We start from the raw sequence: 16,448 nt of genomic DNA on the forward strand, positions 1-16,448 counted from the left end.
CGATAGCTCGTGTCGGGAGAACTGACCCTGCTCGTTCCGGATCCGGCGGAACGCGAGAACCTGGCCACCTTCGTCACCCATGCCCTGCGTCTCGACCCCGCGGCCGTCATCCGGCTGCGGCGTCGCGGCGAGCGCTTCGTGTCGGCCTGGGCCACCACCGGATTCGAGGCGTTGGCCGCACGCACCGTCGTCGCCCAGCTCGGCATGGACGACGTCACGGTGTCGGGCGACATGGTGCTGGCCGGTCTGCACGGACCGGACTGCGCCACCGCCTTCGGCCTGGGCTTCGCCATGGATTCGGCCTGGCGTGGCGCGCTGCCACCCGAGTCCGGTTTCGTCCACGTCGAGGACGTCCCCGCCCGCATGCTGGTCGAATTGGCCGAGCGCGGTGCGGAATTGGCGCAGGAGCACGGCAGCAGCCACGGCCCACCCGCCGCCCTCCTCGACCAAACGGTCCTCACCGTCTCCGGCGGCGGCGACCAGGTCGAAGTCCCCATGCGAGTCGTATTCGCCCTGGCCGCCATGGATTTCATCCCCCACGGCGGCGAGAAGACCGACTCCCGCCGCATCTCGGTAGACGAGATAGTCCGAGTCCGAGCCGCCCGCACCTGGCTCCGCCTCGACGCCCGCTACGGCTCGGTAGCCCGCCGCCGCGGCCCCGCCCTGCCCCTGCTCTCCCACTGACGAGGTGAATGCCCGCCGCGAAATATTTATGGCGGGCATCGCTTTCCGGAATCGCGCAGCAGCTCAGTGCACGCCGAGCAGGCGCAGCCCCGCCGTGACCGCCGCCGCCGACAGAATGACGACCAGCAGCGGCGCGCGCCGCCACGTCAGCACCGCGGCGACGAAAACACCTGCGGGCAAGGCCCACCCGAACTGACCGCTGTGCGAAGGCATCAGGGTGGTGACCGCCAGCGCGGTCAACAGCACCACGGACGCGATCTCCAGCAGCCGAACAGTGCGGGGCGAGATCTTGATTCGACTCCGCAGGACCGGCCCCGCGAAACGGAACAGGAAGGTGCCCGCGGCCAATGCCATCGCACCCATCAGCAGTGCTTTGGTCACGACGGGACCTGCTCGCGAGCTCTTGCGGGAACGAGGTCGCCACCACTCGATGACTCGGTCGTGGTGCTGTTGAGCGGCGTGATGTCGGATTTCGAAGCGCGCTCACCGGCGCTCGAGTTCGCTGTCTCGTGGGCGGTCTCGCCCGGCTGCGCGTCCTCGTTCGACGAATCGGTCGGTGTGCCCGCGCGGCGGACGACCAGCAGGATCGCGATGAGGGCCAATAGCACCGGGAGGCCTGCGCCGAGGAAGGGGGTGGTCGCGGCGGCGATGGCGGCTCCGGCGAGAGCGGCTGTGCGGGTGAGGGGTTCGCGCAGGGCGGGGAGGATCAGGGAGAACAGGACGGCGGGGAAGACGGCGTCGAGGCCGAAGGCGTTGGGGTCGGGGACTACCGAGCCGAGGATCGCGCCGATGGCGGCGCCGAGGGGCCAGGCGGTCAGGACGGCGAGGCCGCAGATCCAGTAGGCGGCGCGGCGGCGGTCGCGGTCGGGCTGGGCGAGGGCCATGGCGACGGATTCGTCGTTCATGACGTGGGTGCCGAGCAGGCGACGCCAGCCGGTGCCGACCACGTCGGGGACCGCGAGGCCGTAGGGGACGTGGCGGGCGTTCACGAGCAGACCGGCCAGTACCGCGGCGATCAGGCCGCCACCCGCGGTGAGGATGCCGATGAACACGAATTCCGAGCCGCCCGCCACCACCGCGAGGCTCATGAGCATCGGCAGCCAGACCGGGAATCCCGAGGTCACGGCGGTGGCCCCGTAGGACACGCCGATCATGGCGACTGCCAGGCAGATCGCCGCGATTGCTGTGAGTACACCCCGATCGAGTGTTCGCCATGCCGAACGCATGTTTTCTATAATGAACGCACGGACCCGGGTTCGTCAAAGGGGTGGCGTGTGGTCCCGGTAATGTGAGCCCATCATGACGCCGCAGTCCGACAGCTCCGCCCCCGCGTCTCCCCAGGAGGCGATCGCCGCCGCCCTGCGCCGCGAACGAGCCCGCTCCGGGCTCTCGCTGACCGAGGTCGCGCGGCGCGCCGGAATCGCGAAATCCACTCTGTCCCAACTGGAATCGGGCAGCGGCAACCCCAGCATCGAGACCCTCTGGGCGCTCTGTATCGCGCTGGACATCCAGTTTTCCCGCCTGCTGGACCCGCCCAGCCCGCAAGTGCAGGTCATTCGCGCGGGTGAGGCGCCCGCGCTGGCGTCCGGCCAGTCGGACTATCGAATCGCCCTGCTGGCCGCGTCACCGCCCGCAGTCCGCCGCGATATCTACCGTCTCACGGCCGAACCCGGCCATCCTCGCGAGTCGGATCCACACAGCCGTGGCGTCGTCGAACATGTCGTCCTGTGCGTGGGCCGCGCGAAGGTCGGTCCCGCCGATGCGCCCGTGGAACTCACCCCGGGCGACTACATCTGCTACCCCGGCGACATGCCCCACGTCTTCGAAGCCTTGGAGCCCGGCACCTGGGCGATGCTCGTCAGCGAATACAGCTGATCGCTGAAATCTCCTGTCGCTCAATATGATCCACAGTGTCAGGCCGCGCCTTCGCCCAGGTACTGCAGCCAGGTCGGATCCAGGTCCGAGGTCGCCGACAGCAGCCGCCAGTGCGGGCCCTTGGGAGCCACCATCGGGTGGTGGATCGCCCAGCCGAGATCGCTGAGGAGTTTGTCTGCCTTGCGGTGGTTGCACGGTGCGCACGAGGCGACGCAGTTCTCCCACGAGTGCGCGCCGCCGCGGCTGCGCGGAATCACGTGGTCGATGGTTTCGGCCTTGCCACCGCAGTAGGCGCAGCGGTAGCGGTCACGATGCATGAGGGCGGCGCGGGTCATGGGTACCCGTGCCTTGTAGGGGACGCGCACATAGGTTCGTAGTCGAATCACCGAGGGGAGCGCCACCGAGGTCCCGGCGGAATGCACGACCGGACCCTCCGGGTTGTCGTGCACGGTGTCGGCCTTGTCGCAGATCAGCAGCACGATGGCGCGGCGAGCGGACAGGGCGGTCAGCGGCTCATAGGTGGCGTTCAGCAGCAGCACGCGGCGTTTGGCCCAGGCGGGAACGGGCGCTGCGGTGGGCGGATGATGATGCGCATGGTCACGATGCTCGCCCGGATGGGACGGCTCGGGATGCGCGCCCGGATGGTGCTCGGAATGAGAATGTTCGGACGACAGTAAGTGCAGCGGAGTAGCCCCCGACCCACGATTGTGGACGTCGGCGGGCTGGAGTTGTCGATGCGTCCGCGCCTCTCGGGCACCGTGCCGCTGCTTCATGGACCATACCCCGGTTTCGTATTCGTCCGATTGTGTGGTATTTCGCCAGACTGCCACCCAGTTGACCATGGAATCGCGCGCATTGCCATCTCTTTCACGACATTGCCGGGCACATTCGGATGAACATGACGTGACGATTGCGCCGCCTGCCCCACCACCGTACCGATGGGCCTCATTCACGCAGGTCAGCGGACAGTTTGAGGCGCATTGGGGTGCGAACTCGGCCGAGCGGAGCGCGCGGTGTGCGGGACACGGCAGAATGGGCCCCGTGACTTCCGGCGAGCAGACAGCGATCTCCTTCTACGACGCGGTGGGCGGCGCCCAGACCTTCGATCGGCTGGTCGCTGCGTTCTATCGCGAGGTGGCGAAGGACGAGGTGCTACGCCCGCTGTATCCGGAGGAGGATCTGGGCCCGGCCGAGCGTCGGCTGCGCATGTTCCTGGAGCAGTACTGGGGTGGCCCGCGCACCTACTCCGACGAGCGCGGCCACCCGCGGCTGCGGATGCGGCACCACCCGTTCCGGATCGGGCCGATCGAGCGGGACGCGTGGCTGCGGGCCATGCACATCGCGGTCGCCGAGATCGAACCCGCGGTGCTCGACGACGCGCACCGGCAGCAGCTGCTCAACTACCTGCAGATGGCCGCCGATTCGCTCGTGAACTCGCCTTTCTGAATTCGTGGCGCAGAAGCCGATGCGGCCCACAGGGTTTCCGGTCGGTCGTTGCGGCAGCTGATGATTTGCTGAAACTGGACAAGTCCCGCCGTCGGGCGCGCGAAAGTGGCTGTGCTTTGGCACCATTACCGCTGTGATACACACCGATGGGGAGATGAACACCGGGTCCGAGGCTGCCTCCGCACCGGTGTCCTGGTGGCGGTCGGCAGTGTTCTACCAGGTCTATCCACGTTCCTTCGCCGACTCGAACGGCGACGGGGTGGGCGATCTGGGTGGTCTGCGCGACAAGCTCGGCTACCTGGAGTTGCTGGGCGTGGACGCGCTGTGGATCTGTCCGGTGATGCGTTCGCCGATGGCCGACGGCGGCTACGACGTCGCCGACCCCCGCGATATCGATCCGCTCTTCGGCGGTCTCGCGGCCATGGACAAGATCATCGACGAGGCGCACGACCGGCACATGCGGGTGACCATGGACCTGGTCCCCAATCACACCAGTGATCAGCATGCCTGGTTCCAGGCGGCGCTCGCGGCCGGGCCGGGGAGTACGCAGCGGGCGCGGTATCACTTCCGCGACGGTCTCGGCCCGGACGGTGCTGTGCCGCCGAACAATTGGCCGAGCATCTTCGGTGGTCCGGCCTGGACCAGAGTGATCGAACCGGACGGTAGACCCGGGCAGTGGTACCTGCACATCTTCGCGCCCGAGCAGCCGGACCTGAACTGGGAAAACCCTGAGGTCGCCGCTGATTTCGAGCACACCATGCGGTTCTGGCTCGATCGCGGCGTGGACGGATTCCGCCTGGACGTCGCGCACGGCATGGCGAAACCACCCGGTTTGCCGGACATGGAAAACGTCGAGACCCGCCTGCTGGCGCACGACGACAACGATCCGCGCTTCAACAATCCCGGCGTGCACGAGATCCACCGCCGTCTGCGCCGGGTCATGGACGAGTACCCGCACGCGGTCGCCATCGGCGAGGTGTGGGTCGACGACAACACAAGATTCAGCGAATATCTGCGACCCGACGAACTACATCTGGCGTTCAATTTCCGATTAGCCGAGACGCCTTTCGACCCCGACCGGATTCGCGCGGCCGTCGAGAACTCGCTGCAGGCGGTGGCGCTGGCGTCCGCGAGCGCCACCTGGACGCTGTCGAATCACGATATCGAGCGTGAGGTCACCCGCTACGGTGGCGGCGCGGTCGGACAGGCCCGGGCGCGCGCCATGATCCTGCTGGAACTGGCGTTGCCGGGGGCCGTATTCGTTTACAACGGCGCCGAATTGGGCCTGCCGAATGTGGACGATCTGCCCGAGTCGGCGCTGCAGGATCCGACCTGGGAGCGGTCGGGCCACACGCAGCGCGGCCGCGACGGTTGCCGGGTGCCGCTGCCGTGGGAGGGGGAGCGGCCGGCGTTCGGATTCACCACGAGCCGGCCGTGGTTGCCGATGCCGCCGGAGTGGGCGGCGCTGACGGTGGAGAAGCAGCTCGAGCGGCTGGACTCGATGCTGTCGCTGTATCGGATGGCGATCGAATTGCGGGCCGTGCGGCCGGAATTCGCGGGTGCCGGGGTGGAGTGGTACGCGAGTCCGCCCGGCTGCCTGGCCTTTCGGCGTGACGGCGGGTTGCTGTGCGTGCTGAACGCCACGGACGCACCGATTCTGCTTCCGGCGGGCGAGGTGTTGCTGGCCAGCACTCCGATTACCGCGCGGAAACTTCCGGCAAACTCGACCGCCTGGCTGGTGTGAAAGGCGATTGTTACGACACGGTCGCGCTGACCCTTACCGGTCGTAGTAGTCGCGTCGTCATCGACTACCGTTGGGCCGTGAGCATTCTCCAGACAGTGCTGATCTACGTCGGCATCCCGGTCGCGATCTATCTGGTGATCGCTGGCTTGTCGTTCCTCGGCAAGCCGCTGCCCGGTAAGAAGCCGGAACACTATGAACTCGGTGCGAAGTGGACCCAGCCGCCCGTGCTGTGGAGCGCGACCGATGAGGTCACCGGCTCCGGGCATCACGACACTGCTGACTCGCATGGCAATCATGCGGCTATCGAATCCGCCGCGGCGGACCTGATCGGAGGCCGGGCAAGTGGCAAGTTCTAATTGGCCCGCGGTGAACGAGGCCGACCTACCTCACGGCTACGCGGTCACCGTCAGCGGACGGGTCTCCGGCGTGCACGAGGCGGGCGACGTCTTCAAGGAAGCCCCGTTCAGCGACCGTGAGCGGCTGCTCATGGACAACGCCCTCACCGATGCCACCCGCGCCACCAAGGTCCGGTTCAACATCTTCGTCGGTGATCTCGGCGCGGATTCCGGCACCGGCGCGGACACGCTGTTCCCGTCGACCCCTGAGGCTGCCCGCTCGGTCCTCATCGCCGTCGACCCGAATACCAATGCGGTCGAGGTTCGTTCGGGTCGCGATGTCGCCGAACGCGCCAACGATCGGGTCTGCCAGCTCGGTGCCACCGCCGCCCTCAGCTCCTTCCGCCAGGGTGAGCTCATCGACGGCCTGGTGTCGGCCGTGCGCGTGATGGCCGCCGCCATCGGTCGCGTCTGACGTTCGGCACGTTTCGCGCCCTGAAAAGCCAGGCGCGTTCAGCGCCCTGAAAGCCAAGGGACGTTTGGGGGCTCGGCCCCCAAACCCCGAGGCGGCGCCTTTCCTCGAATCGCGGATTCCTCCTGTGCCGCATCGGCGATCCACTCCGGCCACGTGACAGCGACCGTTCGCTGAGTGGATAGTCCGTTCGCTGTGAGCAGATCGGCACACCCGCGCCGGCCGACGGCCTTTACGCTCGGAATATGTCCGAGCACCCGCGTTTGCAGGCGATCCCCGGTGGCCTCGACGAGCAGCCCCGGCCCTCCCGCCAGGGCACGTCGCCCACGGCGGCCCCGCGCGGTGCCAACTCACCCCGCCCGCCACTCCGCGGCGTCCCGACCCCACCCGCCCGCCCGACCCGCGAACCGCTCTGGCGCGAGGCCCTCGGCGAACGCCTCCGCGCCCTCCGCCTGGAGCAGGGCGAGAAGCTCACCGAAACCGCTGGCCGAGCCGGACTTTCACCCCAGTACCTGTCCGAGGTGGAACGCGGCCTCAAGGAACCCTCCAGCGAAATGATCGCCGCCCTGGCCGGTGCTCTCGGCACCTCCCTGGGCAACCTCACCCGCCAGGTAGCCGAAGACCTCCTCCGCCACCGCCCGGCCCAGCCGTCGCGCGCGCTGATCTCCCCGCTGGCAGTCTCCCCGGTCATGCTGGCAGCCTGAGTTCCTTCGGCGCGGAGGTTATGCCGTCGTGGCTACAAACCCGCCCCTGAACGCCGCACTCACGAATGCCACTCTCGGCGCAGGCGGCTGCTGAAACAGCCGACGCCTTCGGGACTTCGATCACTGCCTGGTGACAGTCCCCACTGCGGCGGTGACTCGGACATCCTGCGTCGCAGGTCCGGGTCGGGTTGCGTCACTGCATATTCAGGTATTCGGCGGGGTCTGGGTCGGGATGTGCTGCTGTGGCGCAGGTTGTCGGGGTTGTGCTGCGCCACAGCAGGTTCGGCATTCAGCGTGGGCCCAGGATCTGGTCGGCGAGGCCGTAGTCGAGGGCGGTTTGCGCGGTGAAGACGCGGTCGCGGTCGGTGTCGCGGCGCAGGGTTTCGGGGGATTGGCCGGTGTGCTGGGAGAGGATGGTTTCGATTTCGCCGCGCATGCGCACGACTTCGTCGGCTTGGAGGATGAGGTCGGGGATGGTGCCCTGGCCGCGGATTGCGGGCTGGTGCAGGACTATTCGGGCGTGCGGCAGTAGGTTGCGGCGGCCTTTCGCGCCGCCTGCCAGCAGGACCGCGCCGACGGCGATGGCCTGGCCGACGCAGGTGGTGGCGACGGGGGACGTGATGTGCTGCATGGTGTCGTAGACGGCGAGCATGGCGGACAGGTCGCCGCCCTCGCAATTGATGTAGAGGTTGATCTCCTGCCCGGATCCTTCGGAATCCAGGTGCAGCATCTGGGCGATCAGGGCGTTGGCGACGCCCGCGTCGATGGGGGTGCCGAGGTAGACGATGCGCTCGTTGAGCAGGTGCGAGTAGACGTCCATGATCCGCTCGCCGCGCGGATCCCGGGTGATCACATTGGGAATGGTGTAGCTCGTCATGCCGAGATCCCCAGCTTCTGTCGTTGCGGGACGACCTGGTGGAAGTTGTCCACGATGCCGTCGATGAACCCGTATTCGCGAGCCTGCTCCGCGGTGAACCAGCGGTCGTGCAGCGAGTCCTCGAAGATCTGGTCGTAGGGCTGCCCGGTGTCCTCGGCGATGAGGCCGAGCACGGTCTGCACGGTGTAGCGCAGGTCGTCGGCCTGCACCTCGACCTCGACGGCGCTGCCGCCGATGCCGGCCGAGCCCTGATGCATGAGGATGCGGGCGTGCGGCAGCGCGAACCGGCGGCCGTGGGTACCCGCGGAGAGCAGGAATTGTCCTGCGCTGCAAGCCAATCCGAGCGCCAGGGTGGACACCTCGCAGGGCACGAGGCGCATCACGTCGCGGATGGCGAGCATGGCGGGCACCGATCCGCCGGGGGAGTGGATCCACAGCGAGATCGGCGCGTCGGGGTCTTCGGCGGCGAGGGTCAGCAGCTGGGTCATCAGCACCGTGCCGTTGTCGTCGTCGAGGCCGCCGTCGAGGACGAGGACCCGGCGTCCGAACAGCTGTTCCCTGGTGCGCCAGTTGAACATCGGAGTCTTGTTGTCTGCCATGACTTCACGGTGCCGCACCGATGGCCGGGTTGTCCGTCCACGCTGCCGTGAGCGGATCCGCTCACAGCAGCGTCACGGGTTGCGCCAGGTCAGTGCCGGTGGCAGGTGTCGGCGGCGCGATCGAACTTGGCGCGCACCGGTTCCGAGCCGGGCGCGTGGTCGCGGCGGATCTGATCGATGCGGTCGGCGACGTCGGGGAGCTGGGACACGATGCGGATGAACGATTCCGGCCGGGTGTCCGGCGGCATCTGGTACATGACGTTCAGTCCCGTGGTGAGTTCCGGGTGGCCGTCGATGAGCCGCGCCAGCACGGGATCCTGGTCCTGGAGGGTGGCGTCGATCTGCGACCAGGAGCAGGTCGAGCGGGTCAGCGAGTCGTCGTCATCGGCGGCCGCCACGCCGGTGGCGGAAAGTACTGCGGCAGTGCAGATTCCGGTGACTGCGGCGGCGGTCGCGGCGCGGCGGATCCAGGATGTCATGGTGGTGGGCCTCATTCGGGTCGGTGACTTCGCTTGCGGCACCGATCATGTCGGAGTGCGGGCCCGCCACGCCCTCTCCGGCGAGGGTTCTTCAGTGACTCTTCAGTCGCCGCACCGCGTACCCGCCAGGGTGCTGCGACCGGCCTCGGACAGTCGACAGCCCCTCCCGATGATCATCGGAAGGGGCTGTCGGCGTTGTGCTGTCGTAGCCCTACTGCTGGTCGAACGCCTGGGCGCGCAGCGAGCGTTCGATGCCCGCCTTGCCCTCGATCACCAGTCGGCGCAGTGCGGGCGGGTGCTCCCCGGCCAGGAACTTGTCGGCGACCGCGACGGCTTCCTCGGTGACCGCCCAGTGCGGGTACAGCCCGATCACGACGGTCTGCGCGACCTCGCTGGAGCGCCGCTCCCACACCGAGGCGACGTCGGCGAAGTAGCGTTCCACGAACGAGCCGAGCAGTTCGGCCTGTCCGGCGGGCGCGAACCCGGCGACGATGGCGCGGGCGGTGATGTTGGGCACCGCGTCATCGCCCATCACCGTCTGCCAGGCGGTCTCCTTCACCGTCTGCTGCGGCCGCGCGGTGGCGGCAGCGGCAGCCTGACGGCGGCCCGCGGCGGTGTTGTCGCGTGCCAATTCGGCGTCGATGAGCGGGGTTTCGGTGCCGTCGGAGTCGATGACCCCGGCCGCGGCGAGCGACTGGGTGAGCCGCCAGCGCAGGTCGGTGTCGACGGTCAGCCCGGCCAGGCCGACGCCTTCCGGGTCACCGGCGAGCACCTGCCGCAGCACCTGCACGTGCTGCTCGGACAGCAGCGCACCGGTGAGCGCGTTGACGAACGCGAGCTGTTCGTCGGAGCCCGCTCCGGCGGCCCGCGCGAGTTCCAGCAGCCGGTCGGCGAAGGCGGGCCAGCCCTCGGTGCGGGCCCACTCCGGGTCGGCGTAGGAGCCGAGCGCGGTGTGCGCCTGCATGAGAAGCCTTTGCACGACGCCGATTTCGGTCTCCGCGCCGACGCCGCGCTGCACCAGCGCCACGAAGTCGCGAGCCTTCATCTCGGCCTGCCGGGTCATCTCCCAGGCTGCCGACCAGGCCAGGGTGCGCGGCAGCGGTTCGGCGATATCGGCGATGCGCGCCACCACGGTGTCGAGCGAGTCGGCATCCAGGCGCACCGAGCAGTAGGTGAGATCGTCGTCGTTGATCAGCACCAGCTTGCCGCGGTCGACGCCGACCAGTTCGGGGACGTCGGTGCGCTCGGCCGGATCGACGTCGATCTCGATGCGCTTGGTGCGCACCAGCTTTCCATCCTGATCGTCGTACACGCCGATGGCGAGACGGTGCACGCGCCGCTCACCCGCGCCCGGCGCCGCGCCGTCCTGCACGACCGTGAACGAGGTGAACTTGCCCTCGTCGTCGATGGTGAAGTCGGGGCGCAGGATATTGAGGCCGGTGGTCTTGAGCCACTGCGCGCCCCAGTCGGACAGGTCGCGTCCGGACGCCTTCTCCAGCGCGCCCACCAGATCGTCGAAAGTGGCGTTGCCGTAGGCGTGTTCGGTGAAGTAGTCGCGCAGTCCGGCCAGGAACGGCTCCTCGCCGACGTAGGCGACGAGCTGCTTGAGCACCGAAGCGCCCTTGGCGTAGGTGATTCCGTCGAAGTTGACCTCGACGGCCGCCAGGTCCGGGATGTCGGCGGCGATCGGGTGGGTCGAGGGCAGCTGGTCCTGTCGGTAGGCCCAGGACTTCTCGACGTTGGCGAAAGTGGTCCAGGCGTTGGTGTATTCGGTTGCGCCGACCTGGCACAGCACCGACGCGAAGGTCGCGAAGGATTCGTTCAACCACAGGTCGTCCCACCACTTCATGGTGACCAGGTCGCCGAACCACATGTGCGCCATCTCGTGCAGCACGGTCTCGCAGCGGCGCTCGTAGGAGGCGCGAGTGACCTTGGACCGGAACACGTAGTCTTCGAGGAAGGTGACCGCGCCCGCGTTCTCCATTGCGCCCGCGTTGAATTCGGGGACGAACAGCTGGTCGTACTTGCCGAAGGCGTACGGCACACCGAAATTGGTGTGATAGAAGCCGAAACCCTGCTTGGTTTCGGTGAAAAGCCGTTCGTGGTCCATGAATTCGGCGAGCGAGGCGCGGCAGTAGATGCCGAGCGGGATCTCGCCGTGCGAATCACGGTAGGAGTCGGTCCATTTCGCGTACGGTCCGGCGATGAGCGCGACCAGGTAGGTGCTCATGCGCGGCGTGGTGGCGAAGGTGTGCCGCAGCACGGCGCCGATCTTGTGGGTGTCGACGACGGCGCCGTTGGAGATGACCTCCCAGTCCTCGGGTGCGGTCACGACGATGTCGTAGGTGGCCTTGAGGTCGGGCTGGTCGAAGCAGGCGAACATGCGCTTGCAGTCGGCGGTTTCGAACTGCGAGTACAGGTAGACCTTGTTGTCGGTCGGGTCGACGAAGCGGTGCAGACCCTCGCCGGTGTGCGAGTACTCGCCGTCGGCCTCGACCACGAGCTCGTTGTCGGCCGCGAGGTTCGGCAGGGTCAGGCCCTGCGACTCGTCGTAGCCGGTGATGTCGAGTTCGACGCCGTTGAGGACCGCCGAACGCAGGCCCGCGCCCACGAAGTCGATGAAGGTCTGCGCGCCCGGGGTGGCGGTGAAGGTGACGGTGGCCTTCGTGTGGAAGGTCTCACTGCGAGTCGCCTCGGCGCTGGTGGGCTGTCCGGTCAGATCCAGTTCGACCCTGTAGTTCTCCACCTGGACCGTCGCGGCGCGTTCGATCGCCTGCTCGCGGGTGAGATTCGGTTCGGACAAGGGGGCTCCTTCGCTCTCGGAGAACTGTGCCGTTCAGATGCACTCGACGCGGCGGGCTGCGCTGTCCGCCGACGTGACCTTGCCCAGAATGCCATGTCGGGCAGGCTGCTGACCGCCGTCCCGGCCACGGACCCGCGCCGACTAGGCTGTTGCGCGGCAGCCAGTCGCCCAGTTCGAGGAGGACCGTTGAAGCACATCCACGCCGGTAAGGTGCGCGACCTGTACGAGGACGGCGATTCGCTGATCCTGGTCGCATCCGACCGGGTGTCGGTGTACGACGTGGTGCTGCCGACTCCGATCCCCGACAAGGGCGCGCTACTCACCCAGCTGTCCAACTGGTGGTTCGGGTTCTTCGCCGATGTGCCCAACCACATTCTGTCGACCACCGATGTGCCCGCCGAGTTCGCGGGCCGCGGCGTGCGGGTCAAGCCGCTGAAGATGGTGAAGGTGGAGTGCATCGCGCGCGGCTACCTGACCGGCGGCGGCCTGGCCGAATACAACCGGACCGGCACGGTGTCCGGCATCGCGCTGCCGCCGGGTCTGCGCGACGGCGACAAGCTGCCCGAGCCGATCTTCACCCCCACCACCAAAGCCGATGAGGGCCACGACGAGCCGATCAGCTACGACGACGTGGTGAATCAGGAGGGCAAGGAGGTCGCTGAGAAGCTGCGCGACCTGACCCTCGAGATCTACTCGCGCGGTGCGGAACATGCCGCCGCGCACGGCGTGATCATCGCCGACACGAAGATCGAACTGGGTTGGGACGGTGACGTTCTCACCGTCGGTGACGAGGTCCTGACCTCCGACTCCTCCCGCTTCTGGCCCGCCGACGACTACGAGCCCGGCCGGGCGCAGAAGTCCTTCGACAAGCAGTTCGTCCGCGACTGGTCGACGTCCACCGGCTGGAACAAGGAGTACCCGGGTCCCGAGATCCCGGCCGACATCATCGACGTGACGCGTCAGAAGTACGTGCAGGCGTACGAGCTGATCACCGGCAACACCTGGACCGGCGTCTCGGCCTGATCCCCGGGATTGGGTGACGAGGATCGCCCCCCCGGTTACCTCGCGGGAACACCGCGCACGCCCGCCCGCAACACCGGCCCGCAATCATGGCTGCTCACAGCGCCGAACATCGGTGACGTCACCGACGACCTGCCCGCGCCGCGGTGTTCACGGTCGATCGGCGCATCGTCGAGGAAGATCGGTTGGTGGGCGAATTGCGAAAATCCGACACCGGTGACGACCCGAGACTGGCCGAGGTCGTCGACCTGGCGAACCGAAACGTGGCCTCCGGCGGCGGCCCGTTCGCAGCCGCCATCCTGCACGGCGGGGCAGTAGTGGCGATCGGTGTCAACGAGGTGGTGAGCGGTCTCGATCCGACCGCACACGCGGAGGTTGTCGCCATCCGTGAGGCCTGCCGCGAATTGGGCCGCTACTCACTCGAGGGCTGCGTCCTGATCAGCTCCTGCGAGCCCTGCCCGATGTGCATGTCCGCCGCCCTTTGGGTCCGAGTCGACGAGGTGATCTACGCGGCAGACCGCCACGACGCGGCCGCCGCCGGCTTCGACGACCTTGCCTTCTATCGCCTTTTCGAACAGGAGGGTTCGACGTGGCCGATCCGAGTCGCGCACCGGCCCATCGCTTCTCGCCTCGCCCCGTTCACCGCGTGGTCCGAGTTCGCCGACCGCGTCGAATACTGACCGTCAGGCGAGAACCGGTGTGGCGGTGAGGAAATCGGTGAGGAACTCCTCGGCCCGCTGCTCCAGCGCCGTGTACTGGGCTACACGTTCCGCGCCTACAGTCGCCTCGTCGATCTGCAAGGTGCCGTCGGAGTTGAGTCGCTGACGACGCTCCTCGGCGTCCGGAAGCAGGCCCACGGTGGAGAATTCGAGGCCGCAGTAGTAGGCGATGCCCATATTCAGCTGACCCTCCAAGGACTGCTGGAGGAAGTCGACGACCGGGTCGGCGGCAGCCACCCCAGCAAGGCCGAGCCAGAGCATGCGCTTCCCGGCCAACCGGGGACGGCTGCGGCCGTAGGCGAAACCGTAGTTCCAGACGCGATCGATCCAGCCTTTGAGCAGGGCGGGGACGCTGGCCCAGTAGACCGGGAAGACGGCCACGATGAGGTCGGCGGCGAGGACGCGGTCCATCTGGGCGTGGACCTCGGGGGAGTAGGGCTTGTCGCGATTGCCCCAGTCGGGTTGGTCGGCGGCGGTCATGCGCGGGTCGAAGTCTTCGGCTCGCAGGTCGAGTACGTCCACCTTGTGACCGGTGGATTCGAGCCGCTGGATGGTGCGCCGGGCGATGTGGGCGGTGAGGGAATCGGATCGGTGGTGTGCGATCACCACCAGGGCGGTGGGTTCCGCTGCTGTGGACCGGTCGGTGACGTCACGGTCCGAGGTGTCGATGCCGTTGTGGGACAAGGTCTTTCCTCCATCGGTGTTGACTGCTGCGGTTGAGCTGCTACCAGTACACCGGCGGATCGGTAGACGATCCATGGGTGAGAAGCTCTGATGGATAGGAATTCGTCTACGCTCGTGGAGTGGATCCACTGAGCAAACTGCTGAGCGGCATTCGGGCCGAAGGGTCGGTGGTCGCGCACGCGGTGCTGCCCGCGCCCTGGACCATCCGATTCGCCGACCGGGCGCCGCTGACCATGATCACCGTCTTGCGGGGCGGCGGGACTCTGCTTTCGGCGGAGGGTGTTTCGACTCCGTTGCGCCGTGGCGACACCGCCCTCGTGCGCGGACCCGAACCGTTTCTGGTCGCCGACCATCCCGACTCGGCGTCCGGTGACCGCTACGACTACGAAATCGCCTGCTTCACCGGTGATTCCGCGTGCGAAGGCGAGGATCTCTCCGGAATTCACTGGGGCAGTGAGGAAAACGCTACCGCCTTGATTGTCGGCGCGTACCGTACCTCCGCCCGCCGCCACGAACGCCTGTTGAACTCCCTCCCAACGGTATTGGTGATCAGTGAGGACCTGGCCTGCGGCTGGGTCGAAGAGGCCGCCATCTCCGCCGTCAACCAGAGCGCGGGCTCCCAAGCCATGGTCGACCGCCTCCTGGACTGGAACCTGGTCTGCACCTTACGAACCTGGTTCGCCCAGTCCGGCCCCACCGCCCCCGGCTGGTTTCGCGGCCTCAACGACCCCGTCCTCGCCCCGGCCCTCGAAGCCCTGCACGCCACCCCCGGCGCCCCCTGGACGGTGGCCTCCCTGGCCGCCGAAAGCGGCGTCTCCCGAGCCATGTTCGCCCGCCGCTTCACCACGGTCATGGGCCAACCACCCCTGAGCTACCTCACCGAATGCCGCATGGACGACGCCGAAGAACTACTCTCCGACACCGACCTCACCGTCGCCCAGGTAGCCAAACGCATCGGCTACGCCGACCCCTTCGGCTTCAGCGCCGCCTTCAAACGCCACCGAGGCCTGAGCCCCACCGCCTTCCGCGCGAACGCGGCCTGACTCAGCGCTGGTCGAATCGCCCATCGCGGATGCCGGTGGTGAAGGCATCCCACATGCCGGGCGCGAAGACCAGCGCCGGACCTGAGGGGTTCTTCGAGTCGCGAACTCCGACGGTGTCATTCGCGAGCATGGCGACCTCGACACAATCCTGTCCCGCCGAGCTGTATGTCGACTTGAACCACTGGGCTTCGGATAGCTCACCGGTCATTGCTGTACTCCCTTGCGATCTCGCGGATCAGGTCCCTCGCGGGCCGGGATTCCAGAGCGGCGCGTTGAACCGTTGCGAATGCTTCACGGTACATCCGAACTTCGGCCGCTCGCTCGAAGTACATTGCCCCGGGTTCGCAAATCCGCCGTCTACAACCTGCGATTCGTTCCTCTGTCGGCCGAGATCGCCGCTCTCACATGGGATCTGGTCGCCTCGGGCCAGGTGGCAGGCACCCGCGGCTACGAGGCGCTGGCTACCTGTGCCGCCCACACTGCACCCGGCGAGCTTGACGACCGGTTGATCGACCTGGCGCGCAACGATCTTCGCGAGAGCATCCGACTCGAGGCGGTGTCCCTCCTCGAAGGCCGCATCGAACCACTTCTGCCTTTGCTGGCCGAACCGCCCCTGGTGACGTGGGGAGTGCATGTCCGGCTTCTGGACGCATGCGGCGATGCGGGCCTGCGTCCAACCTCCGTCGACGCTTTACACGCTGTCGACAACCTGTACGTGGCGGCCGCCCTCGCTACTATCGCCGACTGATCCAGACGACGGTCTGAGGACACGCCCGTGCGGGAGACCCGGTCCGGACTCCGGCGCGGTTAGCGTGGGGGAGCGCCGGTGGCGCCTCCGAATGCCCGTTCGATCGGGAGGTGACGGTGGTGGTTCGCGGGATCGGGTGGATCGCACTGTATGTGGCTGTCGCGGTGGTACCGCTGGTCTTCGCGGTGGTCGGGCCTGTCGAGGGCGGCCGCGGGT

20 protein-coding genes are annotated in these 16,448 nt (G+C 67.6%); 11 read left to right on the forward strand and 9 right to left on the reverse strand.

Going from position 1 to position 16,448, the window contains the following annotated elements; all coding sequences use genetic code 11:
• Window positions 1-9: 9 nt before the first annotated feature.
• Window positions 10-684, forward strand: coding sequence for a hypothetical protein (locus tag OG300_RS41235; RefSeq protein ID WP_405490738.1), 675 nt, complete (start codon window positions 10-12; stop codon window positions 682-684).
• A gap of 63 nt (window positions 685-747) precedes the next feature.
• Here OG300_RS41235 and OG300_RS41240 read toward each other — a convergent pair whose 3' ends face one another.
• Window positions 748-1,047, reverse strand: a complete 300-nt coding sequence (locus tag OG300_RS41240; protein WP_405498857.1) for an AzlD domain-containing protein — start codon at window positions 1,045-1,047, stop codon at window positions 748-750.
• Between the two features lie 14 nt (window positions 1,048-1,061).
• A complete protein-coding gene (locus OG300_RS41245) occupies window positions 1,062-1,910 on the reverse strand; it encodes an AzlC family ABC transporter permease (RefSeq protein WP_405490740.1) in 849 nt (282 codons plus the stop codon).
• Between the two features lie 73 nt (window positions 1,911-1,983).
• On the opposite strand from OG300_RS41245, the gene OG300_RS41250 reads away from it, so the two are divergent.
• Window positions 1,984-2,559, forward strand: a complete 576-nt coding sequence (locus OG300_RS41250; RefSeq protein WP_405490742.1) for a helix-turn-helix domain-containing protein — start codon at window positions 1,984-1,986, stop codon at window positions 2,557-2,559.
• Between the two features lie 38 nt (window positions 2,560-2,597).
• Here the strand turns inward: OG300_RS41250 and OG300_RS41255 are convergent, their stop codons facing one another.
• Window positions 2,598-3,332, reverse strand: coding sequence for an HNH endonuclease (locus OG300_RS41255; protein ID WP_405490744.1), 735 nt, complete (start codon window positions 3,330-3,332; stop codon window positions 2,598-2,600).
• Window positions 3,333-3,591: 259 nt separating this feature from the next.
• Between OG300_RS41255 and OG300_RS41260 the strand changes: the two genes are divergently transcribed.
• From OG300_RS41260 to OG300_RS41280, 5 genes are all read left to right on the forward strand, one after another.
• Window positions 3,592-4,005, forward strand: coding sequence for a globin (locus tag OG300_RS41260; protein ID WP_405490746.1), 414 nt, complete (start codon window positions 3,592-3,594; stop codon window positions 4,003-4,005).
• 154 nt (window positions 4,006-4,159) lie between these two features.
• On the forward strand, window positions 4,160-5,749 hold the full coding sequence (locus tag OG300_RS41265; RefSeq protein ID WP_405490748.1) for a glycoside hydrolase family 13 protein: 1,590 nt from the start codon (window positions 4,160-4,162) through the stop codon (window positions 5,747-5,749).
• A gap of 77 nt (window positions 5,750-5,826) precedes the next feature.
• Window positions 5,827-6,105, forward strand: coding sequence for a hypothetical protein (locus OG300_RS41270; RefSeq protein ID WP_405490750.1), 279 nt, complete (start codon window positions 5,827-5,829; stop codon window positions 6,103-6,105).
• A 10-nt stretch (window positions 6,106-6,115) separates the two neighbouring features.
• A complete protein-coding gene (locus tag OG300_RS41275) occupies window positions 6,116-6,559 on the forward strand; it encodes a DUF5130 domain-containing protein (RefSeq protein ID WP_405490752.1) in 444 nt (147 codons plus the stop codon).
• A 242-nt stretch (window positions 6,560-6,801) separates the two neighbouring features.
• Window positions 6,802-7,260, forward strand: coding sequence for a helix-turn-helix domain-containing protein (locus OG300_RS41280; protein ID WP_405490754.1), 459 nt, complete (start codon window positions 6,802-6,804; stop codon window positions 7,258-7,260).
• A 289-nt stretch (window positions 7,261-7,549) separates the two neighbouring features.
• On the opposite strand, the gene OG300_RS41285 is transcribed toward OG300_RS41280, so the two are convergent.
• The 4 genes from OG300_RS41285 to pepN all read right to left on the reverse strand — a co-directional run bounded on the left by OG300_RS41285 (window position 7,550) and on the right by pepN (window position 12,018).
• On the reverse strand, window positions 7,550-8,137 hold the full coding sequence (locus tag OG300_RS41285; RefSeq protein WP_405490756.1) for a ClpP family protease: 588 nt from the start codon (window positions 8,135-8,137) through the stop codon (window positions 7,550-7,552).
• Window positions 8,134-8,736, reverse strand: coding sequence for a ClpP family protease (locus OG300_RS41290; protein WP_405490758.1), 603 nt, complete (start codon window positions 8,734-8,736; stop codon window positions 8,134-8,136). The genes OG300_RS41285 and OG300_RS41290 overlap by 4 nt, the downstream gene beginning before the upstream one ends.
• Before the next feature lie 89 nt (window positions 8,737-8,825).
• The gene (locus tag OG300_RS41295) at window positions 8,826-9,215 is read right to left on the reverse strand and encodes a hemophore-related protein (protein WP_405490760.1); all 390 of its coding nucleotides are present in this window, start codon (window positions 9,213-9,215) and stop codon (window positions 8,826-8,828) included.
• 211 nt (window positions 9,216-9,426) lie between these two features.
• Window positions 9,427-12,018, reverse strand: a complete 2,592-nt coding sequence (pepN, locus tag OG300_RS41300; protein ID WP_405490762.1) for an aminopeptidase N — start codon at window positions 12,016-12,018, stop codon at window positions 9,427-9,429.
• A 186-nt stretch (window positions 12,019-12,204) separates the two neighbouring features.
• On the opposite strand from pepN, the gene OG300_RS41305 reads away from it, so the two are divergent.
• Together OG300_RS41305 and OG300_RS41310 are read left to right on the forward strand one after the other, a co-directional pair.
• Entirely contained in the window at window positions 12,205-13,041 is an 837-nt protein-coding gene (locus OG300_RS41305) for a phosphoribosylaminoimidazolesuccinocarboxamide synthase (RefSeq protein WP_405490764.1), read from the forward strand.
• 185 nt (window positions 13,042-13,226) lie between these two features.
• Window positions 13,227-13,718 (forward strand): nucleoside deaminase, encoded by a 492-nt coding sequence (locus OG300_RS41310; protein WP_405490766.1) that lies wholly within the window; start codon window positions 13,227-13,229, stop codon window positions 13,716-13,718.
• A 3-nt stretch (window positions 13,719-13,721) separates the two neighbouring features.
• Here OG300_RS41310 and OG300_RS41315 read toward each other — a convergent pair whose 3' ends face one another.
• On the reverse strand, window positions 13,722-14,441 hold the full coding sequence (locus tag OG300_RS41315) for an NAD(P)H oxidoreductase (protein WP_405490768.1): 720 nt from the start codon (window positions 14,439-14,441) through the stop codon (window positions 13,722-13,724).
• Between the two features lie 119 nt (window positions 14,442-14,560).
• Between OG300_RS41315 and OG300_RS41320 the strand changes: the two genes are divergently transcribed.
• Entirely contained in the window at window positions 14,561-15,484 is a 924-nt protein-coding gene (locus tag OG300_RS41320; protein WP_405490770.1) for an AraC family transcriptional regulator, read from the forward strand.
• Window position 15,485: 1 nt separating this feature from the next.
• Here OG300_RS41320 and OG300_RS41325 read toward each other — a convergent pair whose 3' ends face one another.
• On the reverse strand, window positions 15,486-15,692 hold the full coding sequence (locus tag OG300_RS41325; protein ID WP_405490772.1) for a DUF397 domain-containing protein: 207 nt from the start codon (window positions 15,690-15,692) through the stop codon (window positions 15,486-15,488).
• Between the two features lie 123 nt (window positions 15,693-15,815).
• Between OG300_RS41325 and OG300_RS41330 the strand changes: the two genes are divergently transcribed.
• The gene (locus OG300_RS41330; protein WP_405490774.1) at window positions 15,816-16,232 is read left to right on the forward strand and encodes a hypothetical protein; all 417 of its coding nucleotides are present in this window, start codon (window positions 15,816-15,818) and stop codon (window positions 16,230-16,232) included.
• Window positions 16,233-16,448: the final 216 nt, after the last annotated feature.

Source organism: Nocardia sp. NBC_00511, from assembly GCF_045161165.1.
Classification (GTDB): Bacteria; Actinomycetota; Actinomycetes; order Mycobacteriales; family Mycobacteriaceae; genus Nocardia.